Below are 23,296 nucleotides of genomic sequence, written 5' to 3'. Positions count from 1 at the left end.
ACACACTCGTTGCCTCCTCATTCCTTCCGAAAAGTAACACCGATAAGCCGCCGCAGTCATGCGGTTCTTCGCTTAGCTAAAGACGGATGGCCGCCGCGCAGTACCTGTACCTGCTCCCCCTCGTTCTCGCCGTCCTCCTCGTCCTCCCCGTCGTCCTGTCGCCAGTGAGCCGCGCGGCCGACCTCCTCGTCTCGCGGGTCTCGCTCTCCGTCTTCGGCTTCTACGTCGCCAACGAGAACCCCCGTCGAAGGGAACAGCGCAACCAACTGCGGGCGGCACACGTGAGCGTCACCCACCGGGTGTACGCCTCGCGGACGCTCCTCATGGCGTCCGTCTTCGGCGTCGCGGGGAGCGTCTTCGGCGTCTACCTCGCCGCCGTGACGCTCGAAACGCTCGCCGTTCAGTCCGTGACGATTCGGGAGGTCCTCCCGTCCGCCCTCGGCTTCCTCGGCGGCCTCACGAGCATTCAGGCGCTCCCGCTCCGCGACCTGTTCCTCGCGCTGTTGCTTTCGAGCGCGACCCTCGGGGCGCTCCTCGCGCTCGGCGTCTACTGGGGTCGGTGGTACGTCCTCACCGAGCGCGCCCGCACCCGCTCGTCGGAAATCGAGGCGACGCTCCCGCGGACGGTCGCGTTCGTCTTCGCGCTGTCGCGGTCGGGGATGCCGTTCCCGCAGGTGCTGGAGACGCTGGCCCGAAACGAGGCCATCTACGGCGAGGCGGCGCGCGAGGTCAGTATCGTCGTCCGCGACATGGACGCCTTCGGCACCGACGTACTCTCCGCCCTCCAGACGATGGCCACGCGGACGCCGAGCCCGAGCCTCGAAGAGTTCGCCGAGAACCTCGCAAGCGTCCTCGGGAGCGGCCGCAACCTCTCGTCGTTCCTCCAAGAGCAGTACGAGCGGTTTCAGGCGGAGGCGGAGGCCCAACAACAACAGTATCTCGACCTGCTTTCGACGTTCGCCGAGGTGTACGTCACCGTCCTCGTCGCTGGGCCGCTGTTTTTCATCACCGTCCTCGTCGTCATCGGCCTCGTCCTCGCGGACACGCTGACGCTCATCAGAATCGTCGGCTACGTCGGCATCCCGCTGGCGAGTTTCGGCTTCGTCGTCTACATCGACAGCATCACCGAGTCGCTCCGGGGCGCGGCGGTCGCCGACGACGACGCGGAGGCCGTGGGCGCGTCGTTCCGACACCTCGACGCGAACGGCGGCGTCGGTTCGGCTCCGGCGACCGACGGCGGCGAGACCGATACCCGAGGCGACCCGTGGCACGCGAACCGAGAGCGACTCGCCGCCTACGACCGATTCCGCGCGATTCGCGGCTGGTTCGACCGCCCACTCGAAACCCTCGGCCGCCACCCGCTCGCCACGCTCGCGCTCACCGTCCCCTTGGGGCTCGTCTGGGTCGCCCTGCGGACTACGTTCCCCGCCGACCCGACGCTCCTCGGCGTCGCCGACGCGGTTGACCAACACGTCGTAGAGGCCACGATCGGCGCGCTCGTCGTCGTCTCGGCGTTCCACGAGCTTCGGAAGCGGCGGATTCGTGCCATCGAGCGGAGCATGCCCGACTTCCTCGACCGCCTCGCGAGCGTCAACGAGGCCGGACTGACGGTCGTCCAGAGCCTTCGCCGGGTGTCGGCGTCCGACCTCGGCCCGCTCGGCGACGAGGTCGAACGCGCCGTCCGCGACATCGACTGGGGGGCCGACGCCCAGACCGCGCTCCGGCGGATGGACCGCCGGACGACGAGTCCGATGGTGTCGCGGTCGGTGACGCTCATCACCAACGCGATGAGCGCGAGCGGCGACCTCGCGCCCGTCCTCCGCATCGCGGCCAACGAGGCCCAAGACAGCCGCCGCCTCGCCCGCGAGCGGAACCAGGAGATGGTCACCTACCTCCTCGTCATCTACATCTCGTTTCTCGTCTTCCTCGGCATCGTCGCCGCGCTGACGGTGTCGTTCATCCCGGCGGTCGAGCAGGCCAGCACCGGTGCCATCGGCTCCGGCGAGGTCGCGGGCGTCACCTCCGGCGCGTTCTCCGGCCTGCGCAACGTGGACACGGGCTCCTACAAGCTGTTGTTCTTCCACGTCACGGCGATTCAGGGGCTCTGCTCGGGACTCATCGCCGGACAGCTCGGGGAGGGGCAGGTCGCCGACGGCGTCAAACACGCCGCCGTCCTGCTCGTCATCACCTACGTGACGTTCATGTTCATCTGAGTGCCGCGCCCGTCCGGCGACCCGTGACTCCCGACCGCCGCCCGCGACCCGTGCGGTCTTTGTCTCACCGCCTCGACCGACCCGCATGGACGGAGACGAACCCCGAGACGGGGTCCGCGAGACGTACGACCGCATCGCGTCGCACTTCGCGTCGACCCGCGAGTACCCGTGGCCCGAAGTCGAGTCGTTCGTCGCCGACGCGACCGAGTCCGGGCCGGCGGCCCGCGCGCTCGACCTCGGCTGCGGCAACGGCCGGCACGTGGAACTCCTCTCCTCGCACGCCGACGAGGTGGTCGGTCTCGACGTGAGCCGCGGCCTGCTCGACGAGGCGGTCGCGCGGGCGGCGGAACGCGGCTTCGACGCCGGACTCGTGCAGGGCGACGCCTCGCGGCTCCCCTTCGTCGACGACGCCTTCGACCTCGCGGTGTACGTGGCGACGATTCACCACCTCGCGCCGCGTGCGGCCCGCGTGGCGAGCCTGAACGAACTCGCGCGCGTGCTCGACGCCGACGGCCGCGCGGTCGTCAGCGCGTGGAGCACCGCCCACGACACGTTCGACCGCGAGGACGGGTTCGACACGACGGTCGATTGGACGCTCCCCGGCGGCGAGACTGTCCCCCGATTTTACCACATCTACGCGCCCGACGAGTTCGACGCCGACCTCGACGCGAGCGACCTCGCGGTCGTCGAATCGACGGTGTCCAGCGGGAACTGCTACGCCGTCGTCGCCGGGCGCTGAGAGTCGCGGACGGTTTCGGGCGTCACGGGGGATTCGGGCGCCGGGAGTAATCGTGTTGTTTGCTAACTCGTTTCGGGTGGATGCTGGCCGCGCACAGGTGATGTGGGCTTAAGAGCGCCGCGACGAATTGCCGTGTATGACTGAACCCGACGAACCACGGGAGTACGAGGTTGTCGTCGTGGGCGGCGGCCCCGCGGGCCTCCAGACCGCGCTCTACACGACGCGACTGGGACACGACACCGCGCTCGTGGACCGCGGCGGCGGCCGCGCGGCCATGATGCTCGACACGCACAACGTCATCGGTGTCACCGAGGACGTCTCCGGCAACGAGTTCCTCGAAACCGCGCGCGGGCAACTCGAAGACTACGGGACCGACATCCATCGCGACTTCGTGACCGACGCAGAGCAGTTGGGCGACGGCCGGTTCCGCCTCGTCGGCAACGAGGGCGAGTTCGTCGCCGACCGCGTCGTCCTCAGCGTCGGCTTCAACGACGAGCGCCCCGACCCGCCGCTTCCCCGCACCGGGAAGGGCCTGCACTACTGCCTGCACTGCGACGCCTACATGTTCGTCGACGAGTCGGTGTACGTGATGGGCCACTCCGACTCGGCCGCCTACGTCGCCATGATCATGCTCAACTTCACCGACGAGGTTGATCTGCTGCTCCGCGGCGACGAGCCGACGTGGTCCGACGAGACGGACGAACTCGTCCGCGCGCATCCCGTCGACATCGTCGAGGAGGAGATTTCGGGCATGACGAAGCGCGACGACGGCTGGCTGGAGAGCTTCGAGTTCGAAGACGGGTCCGTCCGCGAGTACAAAGGCGGCTTCGCGATGTACGGCTCGAACTACAACACGACGCTGTTCGAGGCGCTCGACGTGGAGCTCAACGACGACGGAACGGTTCCGGTGGACGACCACGGCCGGACCAGCGTCGACGGCGTGTTCGCGGTCGGCGACATCACCCCCGGTCACAACCAGATTCCGGTGGCGATGGGCAAGGGCGCGAAGGCCGGCATCGCCATCCACATGGAACTCCGCGAGTTCCCCAAGAGCCTCGACGAGATTCGCGCCGAGGGCGCGGTGAGCGTCGACGACGTTCCCGGCATCTCGCCCGGCCTGCTCGACAAGGCGAAACAGTTTAACGAGTCACACGCGGACGACTGAGGCCGTAATTCGGCGAAATTCGGTGAAAACCGAGGCGTACGAACACCCTTCTAAAGTTCTCTCGGCCAGTACGGTCTGCCACGATGAAACGTACTGGACTTGCGACTGTCCTGCTTGCACTCATGGTCGTACTGGCCGGGTGTGCGGGTGGGGCCGGCACGCTGACCGATTCCCAGACCGACGGGTCCGCCGACGCGACGACGACCGCGTCGTCCGGCGGCGACGACGCGGCCCGGACGGGCACCGTGAACTTCTACGTGAGCGACGAGCAGAACGCCATCGCGGACTTCGAACACCTCAACGTCACCATCGAGCGCGTGACGCTCGTCCGCGCGGACGGCGACACGGAGACCGAGGTCGAAGCTGAAGCCGAGGACGTGGAAAACGAGTCCGAGACCGACGCCGACGCGGAGGCGAACGCGAGCGTCGAGGTCGAACTCGAAGCCAACGCGACGGCGAACGCGACGAACACGTCCGTGTCGACCAACGGGTCGGTCGACGCTGACGCCGACGCCGATGCCGACGCGGACATCGAAGAATCGGCCGACACAAACGACACCGTCGAGGCCGAAGGCGAGTCGAGCGTCACCTACGAGGTCGAGAACGTGACCGTCGACCTGACCGAACTGCAGGGCGAAAACGCGAGCCTCGTCGGCGAGTACGACGTGCCGGAGGGCAACTACACGAAGGTCTTCGTGCACGTGAGCGACGTGAACGGGACGCTGAAGACCGGCGAACAGGTCAACATGAAGCTCCCGAGCAACAAGCTCCAGCTCAACACGGACTTCGAAGTCGGCAACGGCGAGTCCGTGGACTTCGTCTTCGACATCACGGCGTTCGAGGCGGGCAACAGCGGGAAGTACATCCTCAAACCCGTCGTGAGCGAGTCGGGAACGGACGTGCCGATTACGAAGGTCGGCGCGGAGAAGAAGGCCGAAGCAGAGGCCGAGGCTGAGACGGAAGCCGAGGTCGAAGCGGGCGAAAACGAGACCGACGACGGCGAGCGCGCCGAAACCGACGCCGAGAGCGACCTCACCGTGAGCTTCGACGGGAACGTCTCCGCCGGCGAGAACGTGACGGTCGTCGTCACGCGGAACGGGACGCCCGTGGAGAACGCGACGGTGACGATAAACGGCGAGACCGCCGGTACGACCGACGCTGACGGCGAGTTAGGCGTCGCCATCCCCGACGAGCGGGACGTGACGGTGGTCGTCGTCGACGGAGAGACCGAGTCCGAGACGGAGTTCGAGTTCGAGTTCCTCGGGAGCGCCCCCGACAACCCCGCCGAGGGCGGCGAATCGACCTCCCTCGTCGCCTGACCGAAAAGGTAACATCCTTATTGGGGCGTCGAGAATGAAGGGATAGACGCGACGTTCGCGCGCATCGGTGTCTCGGCCGAGCGAAGCGAGGCCGAGGCTCGATGCGAGCGAGTGAAGCGAGCGAGCACTGGTGTTGAGACGGACGGGGTCCGTCGATGCACGGTGCGAATGAAATGAGCACCGGTGGTCTAATGGTAAGACATTGGCCTTCCAAGCCAATTATCTGGGTTCGATTCCCAGCCGGTGCATCTTCTCCGAATCGCCGCCCGTCGAGCCTCGGCTCCGGTAGCTCTCACCCCGTCGGAATCGGCGGCTATCCTTAACTATCGTTCCACCCATATTCGTGTGTGGTGTTTTACACATGAGTCTACTCGACGGCCGCGTCGCGGTCGTTACCGGCGGTAGCTCGGGAATCGCGCTGGCCTACGCCGAGGCGGGCGCTGACGTGGTGGTCTGCGACATCCGCGAAGAGCCGAAGGAGGGCGGCGCGCCCACCCACGAGAAAATCGAGTCCGACGCGGGCTCGTCGGCGACGTACGTCGAACTCGACGTGACCGACCCGGCCGCGTTCGAGGCGGCGATGGACGCCGCTGAGGCGTTCGGCGGCGTGGACGTGATGGTGAACAACGCCGGCATCTGGCGGCCCGAGGACTTCCTCGAAGTCACGGAAGACGAGTTCCAACAGATGATGGACATCAACCTGAAGGGCGTGTACTTCGGGGCGCAGGCGGCCGCAGCGCGGATGGTCGAATCCGGCGGCGGGAGCATCATCAACGTCTCCAGCGTCAACGGCATCTTCGGCAACGGCAACTACCCGTCGTACAGCGCGTCGAAGGGGGCCGTCCGGACGCTCTCGTACTCGCTCGCCCACGGGCTCGGCGGAGACAACGTCCGGGTGAACGCGATTCACCCCGGCGCTATCAAGACGGAAATCGGCCCGGAAGGGGCTGAGGAGACGAGCGAGGAACAGATGGCGCAGTTGAACGCGATGATTCCGCTCGGGCGACAGGGCGAACCGGACGACGTGGCCGGCGTGGCGGTCTTCCTCGCCAGCGACCTCTCGAAGTACGTCACCGGTGAATCCATCGTCGTCGACGGCGGCTGGACCAGTTGGCGGTGACCCGGGGCTGACGCGAGACTGGCGTGGAACTGATGTCGGCCTGCTTCGGGAGGACGGGTCGGTTCCCACGCCGGCCCGCGTTGTGTCGGGTGAACGGCCACGAGTCCCGAAACACACGGACTGCGGCGACTTCGGGTCGCAATCCCGGACCGTCTCTCTTATCTTCCCCCCGAACGTAACCGAACGTAATGCTGGATTCCATTCCGCTGTTCCCCGGACTCCCGGGCGGCCCAGAACTGCTCATCGTCCTGCTCATCATCGTCCTCCTGTTCGGCGCGAACAAACTCCCCCAACTGGCCCGGTCGTCGGGCCAGGCCATGGGTGAGTTCCGCCGCGGCCGCGAGGAAATCGAAGACGAACTGAAGAAGGGCGCAGAAGAGGGCGAGGGCGACGACGAGGAAGAAGACGAGGCCGAGGCTGAGGCTGAAGCGACCGAGACGGAAGCCGAGAACAAGCAGTAAGCGCCTCTCCGGGGAAACAGACCCCTTGTGCGGTATTTCACCTTCGGTGAGTGCCGACAGTCGGCAGGCGCTTGCACGGCGGATGACGACGAGAACACGACCTCGGTGGCTCGGAGCGTCGAGTCCGCGACCGAGAGACCGGTCGGTCGGGGAGTAACTTCGATGAGGTATGAATGGGTGGACAGCGAGGTTGCCCGGCGTTCCGACGTGGGGAATCCCGGTTGCCTCCTCCACCCCGCGATCCCTCGAGCGACGCACGTCCGATGGTCCGCTGCTCGCTTCCGCGCCTGGCGGGGTACCACCGATGAACCGCGCGAACCCTTCCCTGCGGAAGGGGTACGCGGAGCCGCTGTCCCCGAAGGACGAGGTTTCTACGTTGGCTTCCGGGGCCCGCGCCGGTCTGACCGGACGCGCCCGTGTTCGGTCCCCGCTGAAGACCTATTTCGCGGGTAGAGAGCAGGGCCTAACTGCCCGACCTAGTCCACTCCCTCATTGTCCACCGACTGTTAAGGGCCTTTCGACTCGGATGCGGAAAAATCGGGGGACACCGTCGGGGTGGTTCGGCGTGGCGCGCCGAGAGCGGAGCGCGAGAAAACGAGTCAGCACGGGCATCGATACCGGCACCGCCGACGCCGGCTTACAACACGCCGCGGGCGTACCACGCGCCGCCGACGAAGGTGACGAACGCGGCGGCCACGACCGACCAGCGGTGGTACGTGAGCCACGAGTACTGCTGGTCGAAGCTGAACAGGAGCGTCGGGTCGATGGAGAACGACCACAGCGCGGCGATGCCGAGCATCGAAAGCGAGAGGACGAAGGCGAGCCCGGCGGCCGTCGCCGGGTCGGTCCGCTCCTGTCTGCCGGAGAGGAAGACGACCGTTTCGAGGAGCGCGAGCATCCCGACAAAGGAGATGCCGACCGGACCCGCGGCGTAGTAGGCGGCCACCTGTCCGTCCCCACCCTCGATGGCGACGGCGGGGATCGCGACGGCGATTGCGAGGAGCAGCGCGCCGACGATTCCGACGGTCGGCGCGAGGCGTTCGGCGTCCATGGCCGGTCGTTCGGGCGACCGACTGATAAACGGTTTGAGACGTGCCGGCGAGGGATTGCCCGGTTTTAAATCGCGCTGCGACGACGTGCGCGTATGGACCGCGTAGCGATTATCGGTGCATCGATGACCCAGTTCGGGCAGCGAGACGCGTGGATTCGCGAACTGCTCGCGGAGGCGGGGCAGGCCGCGCTCGCGGACGCCGACGTCTCGCCCGACGAAATCGAGCACCTCTACGTCTCGAACATGGCGAGCGGCGAGTTCGAGGGCCAGACGGGCGTGCCGAACGCCCTCGCCCACGACCTCGCGGCGATGCCCGCCTACACCGCCCGAATCGACCAGACCTCCTCATCCGGCGGCGCTGGCGTCTACGCCGCGTGGCAGTCGGTCGCCTCCGGCGCGTCCGACATGACGATGCTCGTCGGCGGCGAGAAGATGACCCACCGCTCGACCGCCGAGTCGACGGACGTCATCGCCTCGCTAACGCACCCGGTGGAGTACAAACACGGCGTGACGCTCCCCTCCTTCGCGGGGCTGACCGCACGGCTCTACCTCGACACCTACGACGCCCCGCGGGAGTCTCTCGGAAAGGTCGCCGTCAAGAACCACAAAAACGGCGTCGACAACCCCCACGCCCAGTTCCGGAAGGAAGTGGACCTCGACACCGTTCTCGACTCGCCGGTCGTCGCCGACCCGCTTCGCCTCTACGACTTCTGTCCCATCACCGACGGCTCGGCGGCGCTCGTCTTCTGCCCCGAGTCGGTCGCCCGCGAGTACACCGACGACTACGCCGTCATCTCCGGCATCGGCGGCGCGACCGACACCCACGTCGTCCACGAGCGCGCCGACCCGACCACGATGGGCGGCGTCGTCAACTCCTCCGAAATCGCCTACGAGATGGCCGACCTCGAACCCGACGACATCGAGGTGGCCGAGCTCCACGACATGTTCACCATCCTCGAGTTCCTCCAGTCGGAGGACCTCGGCTTCTTCGAGAAGGGCGAGGGCTGGAAGGCGGTCGACGAGGGCGTCACCGACCGCGACGGCGACCTCCCCATCAACACGTCCGGCGGCCTGAAGTCGAAGGGCCACCCCCTCGGGGCCTCGGGCGTCGCGCAGGTGTACGAGATTTACAAACAGCTCATCGGTGACGCAGGCAAGCGGCAGGTCGACGCCGACGTGGGCCTCGCGTGCAACGTCGGCGGCTTCGGCAACTGCGTGACCACGACCATCATGGAGTCCCGATAATGTCCGACAATCCCCCAATGGAGGCGTACCGCTACCCCGACGGGAGCATCACCTACCCCGGCCACCCGGTCGGCCCCGGTGGCGAGGAACCGGTCGGCACGGTCGACCTGAGCGACTACACGGCGACGGTGCTGACGTGGACCACCTCCACGGCGACGCCGCCGGGCGTCCGCCAGCCCAACACGCTCGCTATCGTCGAGTTCGACGTGGACGGCGAGCCCGTCCGCGCCATCGGACAGGTCACCGGCGAGGACGAGGTCGACATCGGCGACGAAGTCGAACCGGTCTACTGCGAGGAGCTTCGGGAACCCGGCGCAGGCATCCGCGAACCCGCGAGTCAGGAGTGGGACGGCTACCGCTTCGAACCGCTCTGAGCGGGCGAGTGTTGATATAACTACACCTTCTATCTCGCGTATGAACCGCACCAGCGGCGTCTCCGTCGCACGCGACGTGGCGGTCGCCACGGCGGTACTGGCCGGGCTGTACGGTCTCGGCTCCGGCGTCCAGTTCCAACCGTTCCAACTACCGACGTACCTGCTTATCGTCGGTTTCGACGCCATCGAAGCCGCAGTCGGCTCCGCGGGCGCGTGGTACGACCTGCTTTTCGCCGCCTATCTCGTCGGTCTCGGCGTCGTCGCCGCGGGCGTGGCCCGAGTCGTCCGCGGGAAGTCGAAGACGGACGGGCTCGCGTGGTGGCGCGTCGGCGCGGCGTCGGCGCTGGCGCTCGTGGGCGTTATATCGCTACTGTTCGCGCTGTTGGTCCTCGCCACCGGCGTGCAGTTCACGCCCGTCCTCGTGGCCGGCGGCGCGGGGGTCGCGCTCCTCGCGCTTTCGGCGTGGGTCGGCGACGTGGTCCGCGTGGACGTTCGATCGACGCGCTAACGCAGAATCAGTCGGCTCGGGGGGCGCACCGACCGCCGCTCAGCGGTCGCTCGGTTCGTCGCCCGCGTCGGCGTCATCGCCGGGGTCGTCGCCGTCGTCGCCGCCTTTCACTTCGCGCTTAATCGACTCCAGTTCGGCGTCGACGTCGACCTTCGGTCCGTCGCGCTCGTCGTCCCCGCCGTCCGGGTCAGCCTCCTCAGTTACGTCGATTCGAACCGGTCCCGTGCCGACCGGCTCGGCGTCGCTGGAACCCCGGTTCTCGCCGCGGGAGCGCCGGCTCTCGTCGCGCCGTTGCCACTCGGATTCGAACGTGCGCTCGTCCTCGCGCCAGCGACGCTCTCGGGTCGTTCGCTCGCGCTCGGCCTCGGTGATTCGCTCGTCGAGTTCGTCGGCGAGTGAGCGGGCGCGGTCCATCACGTCGCGCGCCTCGGGGTTCGTCGGCAGGTCGGCCTCCGACAGCGCGTTTCGCAGTTCGTCGAGGGCGCGGTCGACGCCGGAGACGGCGCTCTTCGGGACGTTCCGCATCCGTGACTCCGTCTCGCTTCTGGCGTCTTCCATCGCGCGGCCGGGGTCGGACAGCCGCATGAGACGGCGGAGGAGTTCGAGGGAGGCGATGGTCGCTTCGAGGACGGCGATGACCGTCGGGATGGTGTACGATTCGGTGAACCGGAGTACCTCGCCGAACGTCGGCGGACGCGGGGGGCGAAAGCGGTCGTCGCCGGAGACGCGTCGGTCGCGGCCGCGACCGCGGTCGCGCTCCTCGCGGAGTTCTGCGCCGAGTTCGTCGAGCGTGTCCCCGAGTTCGTCGAGTAGATCGAGGATGTCGTCGTCGCGTCGTCGGTCGCTCATGGCCCACGGTTGGACCGCCGCGGGGATAAGCGTTCGAGGGGTGGCGAACCCGCGCGGGTCGAGGTAGGTCGGCCCCTACCGGCGCGGGACGGCGCGCTGGTACTGTGGCGGCCACGTCGCGTCGGCGTCGAGTTCCTCGGCGGCGTGGAGCGCGAAGTACGGGTCGCGGAGGTGCTCGCGTCCGACGATGGCGAGGTCGGCCCGGCCGTTGCTGACGACCTCGTCGGCGTGGCGCGCGGTTCGGATACCGCCGACCGCGCCGACCATCGCGTCGGTCTCCTCGCGGATGACTTCCGCGAAGGGGACCTGATAGCCGGGGCCGGTGTTCGGAATCCGCTGGTCGGGGTGGATGCCGCCGGCGCTCACGTCGATGAGGTCGACGCCGAGGTCGTCGAGGTCGGCCGCGAGGCGGACCGACTGCTCGATGTCCCACGACTCGCGGTCGTTCAGCCAGTCGGTCGCCGAGATGCGGACGAAGACGGGCTTGTCGTCGGGCCAGACCTCGCGGACCACTTCCGTGACCTCGCGGAGGAGCCGCGTCCGGTTCTCGAAGGAGCCACCGTACTCGTCGTCGCGGTGGTTCGTGACCGGCGAGAGGAACTCGTGGAGGAGGTAGCCGTGGGCCGCGTGGACCTCGGCGATTTCGAAGCCGGCGTCGAGGGCGCGCTCGGCCGCCGCGCGGAAGTCGTCAACGACGCCTTCGATTCCGTCGGCCGAGAGCTTCCGGAGCGGCGGGGCCTCGCCCTCGTAGGGCCACGGCACGTCGCTCGGGGCGACGGTGGTCCACCCGCCGTCTTCGGGCGCGACCGGCTCGCTCCCCTCCCACGGCCGGGACTTGCTTGCCTTCCGACCCGCGTGAGCGAGTTGGATTGCCGGTACGCTCCCCATCGACGAGACGAACGAGGTAATCTGTCGGAGCTTCTCGACGTGGTCGTCCGACCAGATGCCGAGGTCGTTCGGCGAGATGCGTCCCTCGGGGGAGACGGCCGTTGCCTCGGACATCACGATGCCCGCGCCGCCGACGGCGCGGCTCCCGAGGTGGACGAGATGCCAGTCCTCGGCGAACCCGTCGGTCGAGGAGTACTGGCACATCGGCGAGACCATGATTCGGTTCCGAACCTCGGTGTCGCGGAGCGAGAGCGGCGTAAAGAGCGAGTCCGTCATCGGCCTCGATTGGGCGGGGTCGGAAAAACCCCCCTCGGTTCCGGTGATGCAGTCCGGTTTCGGCTACTCGACCGAGCCGACGAACGCGCGCTGTTCGGCGAGCAGGTCGCGGTCGAGCGTCCAGACGAGGTCGCGGTCGCCGCGGTTCAGCGCCGCCGCGACGACGCCATCGGGCCTGACGACGAGCGAGCGACCCGCGTACTCCGAGCCCGCGGAACCGGAGACCGTTCCGCTTCCCGTCCGATTCGCGCCGACGAGCCACCGAACCCCGTCGAGGGCGCGGGCGCGACAGAGCAGTCGCCAGTTCGTCGAGTGGGCGGCGGGCCACGCGCCGACGACGAACAGGGCGTCGATTCGCTCGTCGGTCAGCGCGGCGCTGTCGCCGACGAAGTTCAGGTCGTAGCAGGTGAGAAGGCCCGTCCGTCCGGCTGGCGTGTCCGCGACGACGAGTTCGTCGCCCGGCGTGACGACCTCGGACTCGCCGCCCCAGAGGTGTCGCTTGCGGTAGACGGTCGCCGAACCGTCGGGTCGGACGTAGGCGGCCGCGTTGTAGAGCGTCTCGCCGTCGCGTTCGAGGTAGCCCGCGAGCACGTCGAGTTCGTTTTCCGCGGCGACCGAGGCGAGGAAGTCGGTCGCGCGTTCCCGCGAGATTGCACCGCTGAAGGCGCGGTTGTCGGCGACGAAGCCCGTGAGCGCGTACTCGGAGAACAGCGCGATATCGACCGACTCGGGGAGGTCGGCGGCGCGGGCGCGCACGTCGTCCTCGTTTCGCGCCGGGTCGAGGTCGAACGCCGCACGCTGTGGCACGGCGATGGTTGGACCGGTCACGCTCGGAGGAACGGATGGGCCGGGAAAAAGTGGCCCGATGGAATCGGCGGTCGGTCCCCGGAGACGCGAAGCGAAGGGAAACGCTCTTTTTACAGTCGAACGGACTTCCGGCATATGAGTGACGGGGACGACGATACGACAGAACTCTCGCCCGAGAGCTTCGACGAGCGCCTGACCGAGGCCGAGGAGGCTCTCGAGGCGGCCGAGACCGAAGCCGACCTCGACGAGGTCGAGGCCACGCTCGACGACATCGAGGCCGACGTGGAGGCCGCGGACCTGCCCGAACCGGACGACGAAGACGAAGAGGACCCCGCCGAGGAGCTCGAATCGCGCCTGTCCGACCTGCGCGACGACCTCGAATCCCAGCGCGGTCCCTACGCCGAAGACGCCGTCGAGACGCTCGAAGAAGCCAAATCCACGATTACGGACACCCGGTGGACCGAGCAGGGCGAAGGCGAAATCGTCGCCGCGGTCGAGACGTTCGCCGACGAGTTCAACGGCGTGCTCGACGCGAGCGTCTCGGTCGATGGCGACGACGAAGACGCGCTCACCGCCGCCGTCGACGACGCCATCGCGGCCGTCGAAGCGGCTGACCTCGACGCCGACGAGGACGCGGAAACCATCGCAGACCTCATCGAGGTCGCCGACGGCCTCGCGAACGGCCTCGACGACGCCCAGGAGTGGGACGACCTCGAAACCCGCGAAAAGCTCCAAGTGCAGGGCTTCTACGACGTGCTCGGCCACTACAAGGACTACCCGCCGGAGCTGTCGGCGCTGAAGGAACACGAGAAGCGCGGCAACGTCGAGATGATCGCGCTCGCGTTCGAGAGCTTCCAGTCCGACTTCATGCAGGAGTACTGCATCGAGGCGTTCACGCGGATGAACGACGACAGCGCCTACGAGACCATCGAGGGGCAGGCCAAGCGCCGCGACAAGGGCGTCATCAAGGCCATCGGCAAGATGGCCGCCGAGGAGGGCGTCGAGATGCTCGTCGACTACGTCGACACCGACAGCGACCCCGCGCTCCAGAAGGTCGTGTTCAAGGCGCTCGGCGAAATCGGCTCCGAGGAGGCGACCCAGCCCATCGCGAACAAACTCGTCACCGAGAACGACAACGTCCGTTCGGCCGCCGCGCGCGCGCTCGGCCTCATTGGCGACACCCGCGCCGTCGATCCGCTCTCGGACGCCGTCGCCGACGACGACGTGAACTCCGTCCGCGCCAGCGCCGCGTGGGCGCTCCGACAGATCGGCACGGAGGACGCGCTCGAAGCGGCCGCCGGCTACGTCGACGACCGCTCGTTCCTCGTCCAGCGCGAGGCCGAACTCGCCGCCGAGTTCCTCGGCGACGACGTCGAAGCCGAAGCGACTGTCTGAGACAGCACGACGACGCGACACCCTCGCAGTTCCGCGGTTCTCCCCTCGTTTTCTTTCTCTCGCAACCGCTCGCGCTGAGTGACCGGTCGCGAACGTTTTTGTAGGGAAACGCGACCACCGCGGGGTGTGTCCCGTCGCGCCCTCGTCGCCGCACTCACCGCTTCGCTCGTGGTCCTCATCGCGGCCGCGGCCGTCGTTCCCGCGCCGATAGCGGCCGTGCCGGGGTCGGAGCACGCGGCGAACGCGACGAATGCGACGAACAAAACCGAATCAGCCACCACCACCGCCGCCACCGCTGGTCCGCCGGAATCGGGCGCCCCTCGCATCGTCTCTGCGCTGCCCGACCCGGCGACGCCCGACGACCGCGGCGAGTTCGTCGCCGTCGCCGCGCCCGCGGGAACCGAACTCTCGCTGTCCGACGGCGAAGACATCGTCTCGTTCGCTGCACCCGGCGGGACGGTCGCCGTCGCCGCCGACCCGGACGCGGCGGCGAACCTGACCGACCACCCAGTCGTCGGGTCCGGCCTCGACCTCGCGAACGGCGGCGAGACGGTCACGCTCCACGTCGTCGGTGATGACGGCCACGCGGCCGGAAACGACGCCGTCGCGGACCGGCTCAGCTACGACCGGAGCCGCGAGGACGCGCTCTTCGAACGGCGAGACGGCGTGTGGTCGTGGTGGCCGCGGGCGCTTCCTCGACGGAACGTCACGACCCACGGCCCCGCGAACGCGACACTGTTCGTCCTCCCCGACTCGCCGGGCCGCCCGATTTCGACGCTCCGGTCGGCTGACGAGCGAATTCTGCTTGCCGGCTATGTCGTCTCCTCCGCGCGCGTCGCCGACGAACTCGTCGCCGCCCGCGAGCGAGGCGTCGCCGTGTCCGTGCTGGTCGAAGACAGCCCAGTCGGCGGCTTCCCGCGGCGGTCGGCGCGGGTCCTCGACCGCCTCGTCGCCGCCGGCGTCTCGGTCCGCGTCGTCGGCGACCCGCACTCGTTTCACCACCCGAAGTACGCCGTCGTCGACGACAGCGCGCTCGTGATGACGGAAAACTGGAAGCCGGCCGGGACCGGCGGGCGAAAGAGCCGCGGCTGGGGCGTCGTCGCGCGCTCACCGAGCGTCGCGGCCGACCTCGCGGCCACGTTCGAAGCCGACGCGACGCTCCCGGAGGCCGCCCCGTGGGAGACGTACCGAGTCGGCCGGTCGTTCGTCCGCACCGAGTCGGCGAACGGTTCGTTTCCCCCGCGCATCGCCCCCGAGTCGGTTCGTGTCGACCGCATCGCCGTCATCCGCGCGCCCGACAACGCCGAGTCGGCGGTCGTCTCCCGACTCGACGCCGCCGACAGCCGAATCGACGTGTTACAGCCGACCGTGGAGGCCGACGGCCCGTTCGTCCGCGCGCTCAAGCGCGCCGCCGGCCGCGGCGTCCGCGTTCGGCTCCTCCTCGGGAGCGCGTGGTACGTCGAAGAGGAAAACCGCGCGCTCGCAGAGCGGTTGAACGAGTGGGCCGACAGAACCGGGCGGCCGCTTTCGGTCCGCCTCGCGCGCCCCGGCGGCCGGTACGGCGCGATTCACGCGAAGGGCGTCGTCGCCGACGACACCGCGCTCGTCGGCAGTCTCAACTGGAACCAGCACTCGGCCCGCGAGAACCGCGAAGTCGTCCTCGCGCTGTCGGACCCGGCCGCCGCGGCGTACTTCCGTGAGGCGTTCGCGGCGGACTGGCGGGCGAGCGGGCGCGGGGCGGAGTCGAAGCCGGGACTCGTCGCCGCGGCCGCTCTCGCGGTCGTCGTCGGAGTCGCGGCGCTCAGGCGACTGGAGTTCGAAGAATGAAGTTCAGTGGAAGCCGCGACTGCGACCTTACGCCGTCGTCGACAGCTCTTCGTCGATGTCGGCTTCGGCCATCTTCTCGACGAGGCTGTCGATGACCTCCGCGCGCATGCCGCTGACGAACTTGATGGAGCCGACGACGAGGTGGCCGCCACCGGAGACGCCGCCGCCGACGACTTCCTCGTTCAGTTCGGCGACCATCCGCGGGATGTCGAGGCGGACGCCGTCGGATCGGAGGACGGCGAAGTCGGGACCGTAGCCGATGGTGATGACCGGCTCGCCCGTCTCCTGGACCTTACGGTCGTGGAGCTTGCCCGTGGTCTTGCCCGGCGCGGGGTAGGTAAAGCGGTGGGCCCACTTGTCGAGGTCGATGCGGTAGAGGTTGGCCCCGCTGTCGAGGCGCTCGTGTTCGAGGTGCGGCTCGGCCGCTTCGAGCTGGCGGTCCACGTCGCGCTCGGCGCGCGTCGAGAGGAACTCGACCAGTTCGCGGTGTCGCGTCTCGTCGTCACAGCCCACGTTGAGCACGTCGTTGACGATGGACGCGCCGTCGTTGTAGCGCAGCCAGTGGGCGGCGTAGTCGAGCGCCTCGCCCACGTCGAGGAGCTGTTCGCGGTCGTAGCCCTCGTCCTCGGCGAGCGCGATGTAGTTGTCCATGACCTCCGCCTTCGAGCGGTCCGACAGCCCGGCGACGGCGGGGACGTGACGGAGTTCGTCGGTCACGTCGGGGTGAATCATCCGCGCGAGTTCGACGCACATCATGCCGGTCGTGATGCGGTAGTCCTCGTCGTGGAGGTACGGGTTGACGTGCGCGTCGAGGAGGTGGTTAACCGCCTCGGGGTCGGGGTGGTGGTGGTCGACGACCGCAATGGGCACGTCGTAGTGCGCGAGGTTCTCGTAGGCGGGCACGTCCTCCTCGGTCGACCCGTTGTCGAGCATGAGCAGGAAGGGGAGCCGCTGGCCGTGGCGGGCGCGACCTTCGAGCGCGAAATTCAGGTCGCGGGTCACGTCTTCCATCTCGTAGAACGGGGCCTTGCTCGGCAGGCGCTTGAACAGGTGTCGCGGCGCGTCGGGGTCGTCGTGGACCTCCGTGATGAGCCGTTCGAGGGCCAGCTGGACCGGAACGGACGCGCACATGCCGTCGCCGTCGGCGTGGTGGCGGACGCGAATCGGGCGGCCTTCGAGGACCGTCCGGCGGAGCAGGCGCGCCACGTCTTCGAGGTCGCCGCGGAGCTTCTCGAACGCCGCCCACTCCACGAGCGGTTCGACCGGTTCGGGCTCGGCGCGCTCGTCGAGCGCGGCGTCGATGCGCTGGCGGGCGTCGGCCGCGGTCTCGTCGTCGAGGACGGTGAGGCCGTCGACTTCGAGCTGACGGGTCCCCTCGTGGTCTTCGACGGTGCCGGCCATGCGGACCACGTCGTCGAGGTCGACTTCGGGGAACGCGCGGACGCCGGCCTCTTCGAAGGCGGCGGCGGCGACGATGCCGGAGTCGTCGGCGATGCGGAAGACGGTCGGGCCGCCGGTCTGCTTAATCTGCGTGACGACGCCCTCGACCGTGACCGACTCACCGACCGAGAGACTGGAGATAGGCGTGATGGTCGGCTCGTGGTCGACGGTCAGGGTGCGGTAGTCGTCGGGCGTGTCCTCGGCGAACGCGATGTCGCCGTTCTCTCGGACGGATTCGAGACGGACGACCAGTCGGTCGCCGACCTCGTAGTCGGCCGAGAGATTGGACTCGTGGATGAGGCCGGAGACGGAGTCGGAGACGTCGACGAAGATGCCGTACTCCACGACGCCGTTGACGACGGCGTGGTAGTACGCGCCGGTCTCCACGTCGTCGGCGGTACAGTTCGGTGCGAGATCGTAGACGATAGGTCGTGCGTCCGAATTCGGACCCGAGTCGTCGCCGGAATCCCCGGCGTGCTCGTCGCTCATAGTCCCGCTAGGTCAGGGGGTAGTGTTAAGCTTTACAAAAGCATCTCGCGTGCGCGACCGGTTCTCACGACTCGATTCGGCCCGCAATTCGCGTTTTCGGGGCGTCAGTAGCCGAGTTCGTCCAGCGCGTCTTCGACCGACGGGACGTAGTTGCCCCCGAAGACGCGGACGTGTTCGAGGAGCGGAAACAGCGCGTAGACGGGCGACCGCGCCTCGAAGAAGCCGTCGGCAATCGGTCGGCGCTCGTCGTAGGCGTCGAAGAAATCGTCGCCCGCGGCGTCGAACCAGTCGATGTAGGCGAGTTCGACCTCGGGATGGCCGTAGTAACACGCCGGGTCGAGGAAGGCGACCACGCGGTCGTCGCGGACGCGAAGGTTCGCACCCCACACGTCGCCGTGGACGAGCCGCGGGGCCGCGGGTTCGACGAGGAGGGCGTCGAGGTCGGCCGCGACCGACTTGATTCGCTCGGCGGTCGCGTCCGGGAGTCCCGAACCGAGCGCCGCCTCGGTCCACGGCAGGAGGCGCTGGTCGCGGAAGAACTCGACCCACGAGTCGGTCCACGGGTTCGGCTGTCGGTACGGCCCGGAGAGGGTGTCGTAGGGGAAGCCGAACGCCGGCGCGGTCGTCTCGTGGAGCGCGGCGAGGTGGGCGGCGAGGTCGCGCTCGGCGTCGGGGGTCAACTCAGACGTGCCCTCGACGTAGTCGAGGACGAGTAGGTCGGCGTCGGCGTGGTGGACCGCGGGAACCGGAAGCCCGGCCGCGCCGAGCGAGTCGAGCATCGCGGCCTCCACGTCGAGCGGCGTGTCACCCACCTTGGCGACGACCGGGTCGCGCCCGTCGAAGTCGAGACGGTAGACGCGCCCGACGTGTCCGCCGTCGAGTTCGGTCGTCGCGGTCGGCGGCGCGTCCGCGGAGAGCGCGTTCGTCGCGCGGGCGACGAGTTCGGAATCGAGCGTCACACCCGTGTTCGGACGAGCGCCGACCTCAGTATGGCGGTTCCGTTCCGGCGACCAACTCGGCGTTCCGGAACCCTTAGATGGAGCGCCCGCGGACGGTTCGGTATGCGACTCTTCCGGTCGCGGGAGGTCGTCGGCATCGCCGCCGACGCCCTCGACTTCGCGCTCGAAGCCTCTGCGGAGACGCATCCGAACGAGTACATGGGACTCCTCCGCGGCGAGGAGGCCCGCCGGGTCGGCGTCGACCGCGACGGCTACGTCGTGACGGACGTGCTCATCATCCCGGGGACCGTCTCGGACCCTTACAGCGCGACCGTCAGAAACGACCTCGTCCCGAACGACTTCCGCGCCGTCGGGTCGATTCACTCCCACCCGAACGGCGTCCTCCGCCCGAGCGACGCCGACCTCGACACGTTCGGGAGCGGCCGGGTCCACATCATCATCGGCTCGCCCTACGGCCCCGACGACTGGGAGGCGTTCGACCAGTCCGGCGAGGTCCGCGACCTCGACGTGCTCGACGTCGACCTCCCCGACCCCGAATCGTTCTTCGACTTCACGCAGGACGACATCGACGCGGAGTTGGACCGATGAGACGGGTCATCGCGCAGGGCACTTTCGACATCCTCCACCCCGGCCACGTCCACTACCTCTCGGACGCCGCGTCGCTCGGCGACGAACTCCACGTCATCATCGCTCGCGGCGAGAACGTGACGCACAAGCCGAAGCCGATACTCGACGACCGACAGCGCCGCGACATGGTCGCCGCGCTCGACGTGGTCGACGAGGCGCACCTCGGCCACGCCGAGGACATCTTCGTCCCTATCGAGAAAATCGACCCCGACGTCATCGTCCTCGGCTACGACCAGCACCACGACGAGGACGGAATCAAAGCCGCCCTCGACGCCCGCGGCATCGACTGCGAGGTCACGCGCGCGACGCCGCGCGAACTCCGCCACGACGACGAACTGCTCTCGACGGGTCGCATCATCGACCGCATCGTCGAGCGGCGCTGTTGAGGTTCTGCCCGCGTCCGGAGAACAACTGACTGCGACCGCGACGACTTTTCCGCCGACCGACCGCGACGAGCGCGAGCGTCGTCACTCGGCGGGGAGCGTCGAAAGAGAAGGGAGGATGCGTTACTGCGTGGAGTTCGTCGCGGTGGCGTTCGAGGACGAAGACGACGACTCGCTGTTTGCCGACTGCTGCTCGTCGAGCCAGTTCTGGTACTCTTCCTGCGAGACGACTTCGACGGTGAAGTACATCTGAGAGTGGGCGACGCCGCAGTACTCAGTACAGTAGCCCTGGTAGGTGCCTTCCTCGTAGGCGACGGTCTTGATGGTGTTCGTCGAACCCGGCATCGCGTCCTGCTTGAGGCCGAGTTCGGGGACGTGGAATCCATGTATCACGTCCGTTGCGGTGACCTGGAAGTAGACGGGGCGGTCGGCGGGGATGACGATCTCGTTACCCGACGAGAAGTTGCCCTCTTCCGGGTAGTACATGTTCCAGCCCCACTGGTAGGCCTCGGCCGTGACGACGACCGGGTCGTCGTCCATGGCGATGTCGTTGCCCTGGTGCGTGACGTTCTCGTTGGCCAGCACGCCGTAGGAGGCGACGCCGACGAAAAGCAGGATAATCGCTGTCGCGATGGTCCACGTGATTTCGAGCCGGCGGTTCTCCTTGGTCGGCAGTGCGCGCTCGCTGTTGCGGAACTTGATGACCGTATAGAGGAGGATGACCTCCACCAGCACGGTAATCGGGATAGCGACGTACAGCAGCTTCCCGTTGAGCTGATTGATAAGTTCCGACGTGGCGGACGCCTGCGCGGCGGCGGGGGTGGCAACGAGCGCCATCACGACCGTCGCGAGCAGGGACGCGAGCGCGAAACGCGTCTTTCTCATGCTGAGCGAGACTTAGGAACAACCGCATAAATGCGTACCGACTCTCGGCCCGCCGTTTATGAACCCGCCCCCGCCATATCGCGGGGAGCGGCACCCGAACGCGAGGCGGAAAAGCGCGGGTCCTAAATACGGGACGACCCAACAGGTCCATAGGTGAATTTCGTGGCCACGAATCGCGATTCGAACACGTTCCACGGCCTGCTCGCCGCGACCGCGATGGGCGTCTATCTCCTGCTCGTCGTCGGCGCGACGACCGCGCTCACGGACGCGACTGCCGCGTGTAGCGCCTGGCCCGCGTGCGGAGACGGCTTTTCGCTCCCCGCGACGCTCGACGGCTGGGTCGCTCTCGGCCACCGCGTCGCGGCCGTCATCGTCGGCCTCCTCACGCTCGCCACGCTCGTCTCGGCGTGGCGAACCGACACGTCCCGCCGCGTGAGAGCGACCGTCACCGCGTCGGCGGTGCTCTACCCCGCACAGGCCGGACTCGGCGCGGTCGTCGCCACCGTCGGCGTCGGCCCCGCATTCTCGACGCTCCACTTGGTCCTCGGGATGGTCATCTTCGGCGGTCTCGTCGCCGCGCTCGCGTGGACCCTCGAAGCGGACACCGGCGACCCCGACGACGCGCCGGTCGGAACGCCGTCGATGAGTCCCCCGACTGACAACGGCGAGCGACCGCCCGTCCCGACCGAGCCTGTCGCCCGCGCGAAGGCGACGGTCAACGCGTACTTCCGGCTGATGAAGCCGCGGCTGATGTGGCTCCTCTGTCTCGTCGCGTCGGCGGCGATGGCGCTCGCCGGCACCGTCTCGCCCGGCCTCACGCCCGAGGTCATCGCGGCGACTCTCGGCGGCGGCGTCCTCTCTATCGGCGCGTCCGGCACGTTCAACCACGTCCTCGAACGCGACGTGGACCGCCGGATGCAGCGGACCAGCGACCGACCGCTCGCGGTCGACCTCGTCCCCGTCCGCAACGCCGTCGCGTTCGGCCTGCTCCTGACGGTCGCGTCGGTTGCGCTGTTCGCGTCCGTCAACTGGCTCGCGGCCGTCCTCGGCCTCGTCGCCATCGCCTTCTACAGCGTCGTCTACACGCTCATCCTGAAGCCCAACACGGTCCAGAACACCGTCATCGGCGGCGCGGCCGGCGCGCTCCCGGCGCTCATCGGCTGGGTCGCCGTCACCGGCGACGTCGGCCTCGGCGGTATCGTCCTCGCCGTGGTCATCTTCATGTGGACGCCCGCGCACTTCTACAACCTCGCGTTGGCCTACAAGGACGACTACGCCCGCGGCGGCTTCCCAATGATGCCTGTCGTCCGCGGCGAGACCGAGACTCGAAAGCATATCCTCTGGTGGCTCGGCGCGACGCTCGTCGCCGCGGCCGGCCTCGCGGTCATGGACGCGCTCGGTGTTGTCTACCTCGTAACGAGCATCCTCTTCGGCGGTGCGTTCCTCTACTTCGTCGTGCGCCTGCACTACGAGCGCGACGACACCGCCGCCTTCCGGGCGTTCCACGCCTCGAACGCCTACCTCGGGATGTTGCTCCTCGCCATCGTCGTCGACACCCTCGCGCTCTGAGCCCCGACCGCTACTCCCCACACATGGCAACCGCATCCGAACTCCCTCGCCCCTCGCGGGCCAGTCTGCTCCGCGCCGCCTTCGCCGTGAACACGACGCTGATTCTGGCGTTCGTCTACCTGCTTTTCACCGAGGCGAGCGTCGGTGCGCCGCGCTACGCGCTGTACGGCGTCGCGTGGGTCATCGTCGGCCTCTGGGTCATGTTCGACACTGACGTTGCGGCCGCCTCGCCCGCGACGAAGCGCAAGGCGGCCGCCGTCGCGGTCGGCTACTTCGCGCTCTTAGCGGTCGCCGGGGGCCTCGTCACCACGCCCGTGCCCGGCGGCGCGAGCGGCGTCCGCGTCGCCTTCCTCCCGCCGGGGTGGGGACCGGCGCTCATCTACGGCGGCGACCTGTTCAATCTCATCCTCATGCCGGCGCGCGTGGTCGGCTACGCGGCGCTCGCGTTCCTCGTCTACGACACGGTCGTCGAGGCGGCGGGCGCGGCCGTCTCCGGCGTCGTCGGTCTGTTCTCTTGTGTCTCGTGTTCGTGGCCCATCCTCGCGTCGGTCGCCACGAGCGTCTTCGGCGGCGGGACGGCCATCGCGGCGACCGTGACGACGCTCTCGTACGACCTCTCGACGCTGGTCTTCCTCGTCACCGTGGTCCTGCTCCGGTGGCGGCCCGGCTTCGGGAAGTAGTCGCGTCGCCTCGGCACGCTCGCGGTC

At 68.3% G+C, this 23,296-nt stretch carries 22 protein-coding genes, 1 tRNA gene and 1 other RNA gene; 16 read left to right on the top strand and 8 right to left on the bottom strand.

Annotated features, from left to right (window positions below; genetic code table 11):
• Positions 1-86 precede the first annotated feature (86 nt).
• From AM590_RS15260 to AM590_RS15230, 7 genes are all read left to right on the top strand, one after another.
• Positions 87-2,213, top strand: a complete 2,127-nt coding sequence (locus tag AM590_RS15260) for a type II secretion system F family protein (RefSeq protein ID WP_058828215.1) — start codon at positions 87-89, stop codon at positions 2,211-2,213.
• Positions 2,214-2,298: 85 nt separating this feature from the next.
• Entirely contained in the window at positions 2,299-2,952 is a 654-nt protein-coding gene (locus tag AM590_RS15255; RefSeq protein WP_058828214.1) for a class I SAM-dependent methyltransferase, read from the top strand.
• A gap of 136 nt (positions 2,953-3,088) precedes the next feature.
• Complete coding sequence (locus AM590_RS15250; RefSeq protein ID WP_058828213.1) at positions 3,089-4,117, top strand: NAD(P)/FAD-dependent oxidoreductase; 1,029 nt, start codon at positions 3,089-3,091, stop codon at positions 4,115-4,117.
• A gap of 122 nt (positions 4,118-4,239) precedes the next feature.
• A complete protein-coding gene (locus AM590_RS15245) occupies positions 4,240-5,436 on the top strand; it encodes a DUF4382 domain-containing protein (RefSeq protein ID WP_058828212.1) in 1,197 nt (398 codons plus the stop codon).
• 177 nt (positions 5,437-5,613) lie between these two features.
• A tRNA-Gly gene (locus AM590_RS15240) sits at positions 5,614-5,684 on the top strand.
• A gap of 113 nt (positions 5,685-5,797) precedes the next feature.
• Positions 5,798-6,556 (top strand): SDR family oxidoreductase, encoded by a 759-nt coding sequence (locus AM590_RS15235; protein WP_058828211.1) that lies wholly within the window; start codon positions 5,798-5,800, stop codon positions 6,554-6,556.
• Positions 6,557-6,744: 188 nt separating this feature from the next.
• The gene (locus tag AM590_RS15230) at positions 6,745-7,017 is read left to right on the top strand and encodes a twin-arginine translocase TatA/TatE family subunit (protein ID WP_058828210.1); all 273 of its coding nucleotides are present in this window, start codon (positions 6,745-6,747) and stop codon (positions 7,015-7,017) included.
• A gap of 175 nt (positions 7,018-7,192) precedes the next feature.
• Here the strand turns inward: AM590_RS15230 and ffs are convergent.
• Together ffs and AM590_RS15225 are read right to left on the bottom strand one after the other, a co-directional pair.
• Positions 7,193-7,504, bottom strand: an RNA gene (gene ffs, locus AM590_RS20065) — signal recognition particle sRNA.
• A 150-nt stretch (positions 7,505-7,654) separates the two neighbouring features.
• Entirely contained in the window at positions 7,655-8,068 is a 414-nt protein-coding gene (locus AM590_RS15225; RefSeq protein ID WP_058828209.1) for a hypothetical protein, read from the bottom strand.
• Positions 8,069-8,161: 93 nt separating this feature from the next.
• On the opposite strand from AM590_RS15225, the gene AM590_RS15220 reads away from it, so the two are divergent.
• The 3 genes from AM590_RS15220 to AM590_RS15210 are packed head-to-tail and all read left to right on the top strand — an operon-like array spanning position 8,162 to position 10,195.
• Positions 8,162-9,313, top strand: a complete 1,152-nt coding sequence (locus AM590_RS15220; protein ID WP_058828208.1) for a 3-ketoacyl-CoA thiolase — start codon at positions 8,162-8,164, stop codon at positions 9,311-9,313.
• Entirely contained in the window at positions 9,313-9,687 is a 375-nt protein-coding gene (locus tag AM590_RS15215) for an OB-fold domain-containing protein (RefSeq protein ID WP_058828207.1), read from the top strand. Before AM590_RS15220 ends, AM590_RS15215 begins: the two co-directional genes overlap by 1 nt.
• A 40-nt stretch (positions 9,688-9,727) precedes the next feature.
• Positions 9,728-10,195: a hypothetical protein gene (locus AM590_RS15210; RefSeq protein ID WP_058828206.1), complete on the top strand. Its 468-nt coding sequence runs from the start codon at positions 9,728-9,730 to the stop codon at positions 10,193-10,195.
• 39 nt (positions 10,196-10,234) lie between these two features.
• Here AM590_RS15210 and AM590_RS15205 read toward each other — a convergent pair whose 3' ends face one another.
• From AM590_RS15205 to AM590_RS15195, 3 genes are all read right to left on the bottom strand, one after another.
• Entirely contained in the window at positions 10,235-11,044 is an 810-nt protein-coding gene (locus tag AM590_RS15205) for a hypothetical protein (protein ID WP_058828205.1), read from the bottom strand.
• A gap of 75 nt (positions 11,045-11,119) precedes the next feature.
• Positions 11,120-12,208 (bottom strand): NADH:flavin oxidoreductase/NADH oxidase, encoded by a 1,089-nt coding sequence (locus tag AM590_RS15200; protein WP_058828204.1) that lies wholly within the window; start codon positions 12,206-12,208, stop codon positions 11,120-11,122.
• 63 nt (positions 12,209-12,271) lie between these two features.
• Positions 12,272-13,036 carry a carbon-nitrogen hydrolase family protein gene (locus tag AM590_RS15195; protein WP_058828203.1) on the bottom strand — a complete coding sequence of 255 codons (765 nt, stop codon included), beginning with the start codon at positions 13,034-13,036 and terminating at the stop codon, positions 12,272-12,274.
• 114 nt (positions 13,037-13,150) lie between these two features.
• On the opposite strand from AM590_RS15195, the gene AM590_RS15190 reads away from it, so the two are divergent.
• Positions 13,151-14,410 (top strand): HEAT repeat domain-containing protein, encoded by a 1,260-nt coding sequence (locus AM590_RS15190; RefSeq protein ID WP_058828202.1) that lies wholly within the window; start codon positions 13,151-13,153, stop codon positions 14,408-14,410.
• A 126-nt stretch (positions 14,411-14,536) separates the two neighbouring features.
• Positions 14,537-16,237, top strand: coding sequence for a phosphatidylserine/phosphatidylglycerophosphate/cardiolipin synthase family protein (locus tag AM590_RS15185; RefSeq protein ID WP_058828201.1), 1,701 nt, complete (start codon positions 14,537-14,539; stop codon positions 16,235-16,237).
• Positions 16,238-16,264: 27 nt separating this feature from the next.
• On the opposite strand, the gene AM590_RS15180 is transcribed toward AM590_RS15185, so the two are convergent.
• A complete protein-coding gene (locus tag AM590_RS15180) occupies positions 16,265-18,166 on the bottom strand; it encodes a DHH family phosphoesterase (protein ID WP_058828200.1) in 1,902 nt (633 codons plus the stop codon).
• Between the two features lie 104 nt (positions 18,167-18,270).
• Complete coding sequence (locus AM590_RS15175; protein ID WP_058828199.1) at positions 18,271-19,125, bottom strand: fructosamine kinase family protein; 855 nt, start codon at positions 19,123-19,125, stop codon at positions 18,271-18,273.
• A 102-nt stretch (positions 19,126-19,227) separates the two neighbouring features.
• Between AM590_RS15175 and AM590_RS15170 the strand changes: the two genes are divergently transcribed.
• Positions 19,228-19,713 (top strand): Mov34/MPN/PAD-1 family protein, encoded by a 486-nt coding sequence (locus tag AM590_RS15170; protein ID WP_058566687.1) that lies wholly within the window; start codon positions 19,228-19,230, stop codon positions 19,711-19,713.
• Positions 19,710-20,138 carry an adenylyltransferase/cytidyltransferase family protein gene (locus AM590_RS15165; RefSeq protein WP_058828198.1) on the top strand — a complete coding sequence of 143 codons (429 nt, stop codon included), beginning with the start codon at positions 19,710-19,712 and terminating at the stop codon, positions 20,136-20,138. Before AM590_RS15170 ends, AM590_RS15165 begins: the two co-directional genes overlap by 4 nt.
• Before the next feature lie 120 nt (positions 20,139-20,258).
• On the opposite strand, the gene coxB is transcribed toward AM590_RS15165, so the two are convergent.
• Complete coding sequence (coxB, locus tag AM590_RS15160; RefSeq protein WP_058828197.1) at positions 20,259-21,020, bottom strand: cytochrome c oxidase subunit II; 762 nt, start codon at positions 21,018-21,020, stop codon at positions 20,259-20,261.
• Between the two features lie 162 nt (positions 21,021-21,182).
• On the opposite strand from coxB, the gene AM590_RS15155 reads away from it, so the two are divergent.
• Together AM590_RS15155 and AM590_RS15150 are read left to right on the top strand one after the other, a co-directional pair.
• Entirely contained in the window at positions 21,183-22,589 is a 1,407-nt protein-coding gene (locus AM590_RS15155) for a heme o synthase (protein WP_058828229.1), read from the top strand.
• A gap of 23 nt (positions 22,590-22,612) precedes the next feature.
• The gene (locus tag AM590_RS15150) at positions 22,613-23,269 is read left to right on the top strand and encodes a hypothetical protein (RefSeq protein WP_058828196.1); all 657 of its coding nucleotides are present in this window, start codon (positions 22,613-22,615) and stop codon (positions 23,267-23,269) included.
• Positions 23,270-23,296: the final 27 nt, after the last annotated feature.

Source organism: Haloferax sp. Q22 (genome assembly GCF_001482285.1).
In the GTDB taxonomy this organism is placed as follows: Archaea; Halobacteriota; Halobacteria; order Halobacteriales; family Haloferacaceae; genus Haloferax.
This window is presented reverse-complemented; position numbering and strand designations above follow the sequence as displayed.

Bases quoted from the DNA above. Each gene is read 5' to 3' on its own strand.
- AM590_RS15260 (WP_058828215.1), top strand. From the start codon at position 87: ATGGCCGCCGCGCAGTACCTGTACCTGCTCCCCCTCGTTCTCGCCGTC.
- AM590_RS15255 (WP_058828214.1), top strand. From the start codon at position 2,299: ATGGACGGAGACGAACCCCGAGACGGGGTCCGCGAGACGTACGACCGC.
- AM590_RS15250 (WP_058828213.1), top strand. From the start codon at position 3,089: ATGACTGAACCCGACGAACCACGGGAGTACGAGGTTGTCGTCGTGGGC.
- AM590_RS15245 (WP_058828212.1), top strand. From the start codon at position 4,240: ATGGTCGTACTGGCCGGGTGTGCGGGTGGGGCCGGCACGCTGACCGAT.
- AM590_RS15235 (WP_058828211.1), top strand. From the start codon at position 5,798: ATGAGTCTACTCGACGGCCGCGTCGCGGTCGTTACCGGCGGTAGCTCG.
- AM590_RS15230 (WP_058828210.1), top strand. From the start codon at position 6,745: ATGCTGGATTCCATTCCGCTGTTCCCCGGACTCCCGGGCGGCCCAGAA.
- AM590_RS15225 (WP_058828209.1), bottom strand. From the start codon at position 8,068: ATGGACGCCGAACGCCTCGCGCCGACCGTCGGAATCGTCGGCGCGCTG.
- AM590_RS15220 (WP_058828208.1), top strand. From the start codon at position 8,162: ATGGACCGCGTAGCGATTATCGGTGCATCGATGACCCAGTTCGGGCAG.
- AM590_RS15215 (WP_058828207.1), top strand. From the start codon at position 9,313: ATGTCCGACAATCCCCCAATGGAGGCGTACCGCTACCCCGACGGGAGC.
- AM590_RS15210 (WP_058828206.1), top strand. From the start codon at position 9,728: ATGAACCGCACCAGCGGCGTCTCCGTCGCACGCGACGTGGCGGTCGCC.
- AM590_RS15205 (WP_058828205.1), bottom strand. From the start codon at position 11,044: ATGAGCGACCGACGACGCGACGACGACATCCTCGATCTACTCGACGAA.
- AM590_RS15200 (WP_058828204.1), bottom strand. From the start codon at position 12,208: ATGACGGACTCGCTCTTTACGCCGCTCTCGCTCCGCGACACCGAGGTT.
- AM590_RS15190 (WP_058828202.1), top strand. From the start codon at position 13,151: ATGAGTGACGGGGACGACGATACGACAGAACTCTCGCCCGAGAGCTTC.
- AM590_RS15180 (WP_058828200.1), bottom strand. From the start codon at position 18,166: ATGAGCGACGAGCACGCCGGGGATTCCGGCGACGACTCGGGTCCGAAT.
- AM590_RS15170 (WP_058566687.1), top strand. From the start codon at position 19,228: ATGCGACTCTTCCGGTCGCGGGAGGTCGTCGGCATCGCCGCCGACGCC.
- AM590_RS15165 (WP_058828198.1), top strand. From the start codon at position 19,710: ATGAGACGGGTCATCGCGCAGGGCACTTTCGACATCCTCCACCCCGGC.
- coxB (WP_058828197.1), bottom strand. From the start codon at position 21,020: ATGAGAAAGACGCGTTTCGCGCTCGCGTCCCTGCTCGCGACGGTCGTG.
- AM590_RS15150 (WP_058828196.1), top strand. From the start codon at position 22,613: ATGGCAACCGCATCCGAACTCCCTCGCCCCTCGCGGGCCAGTCTGCTC.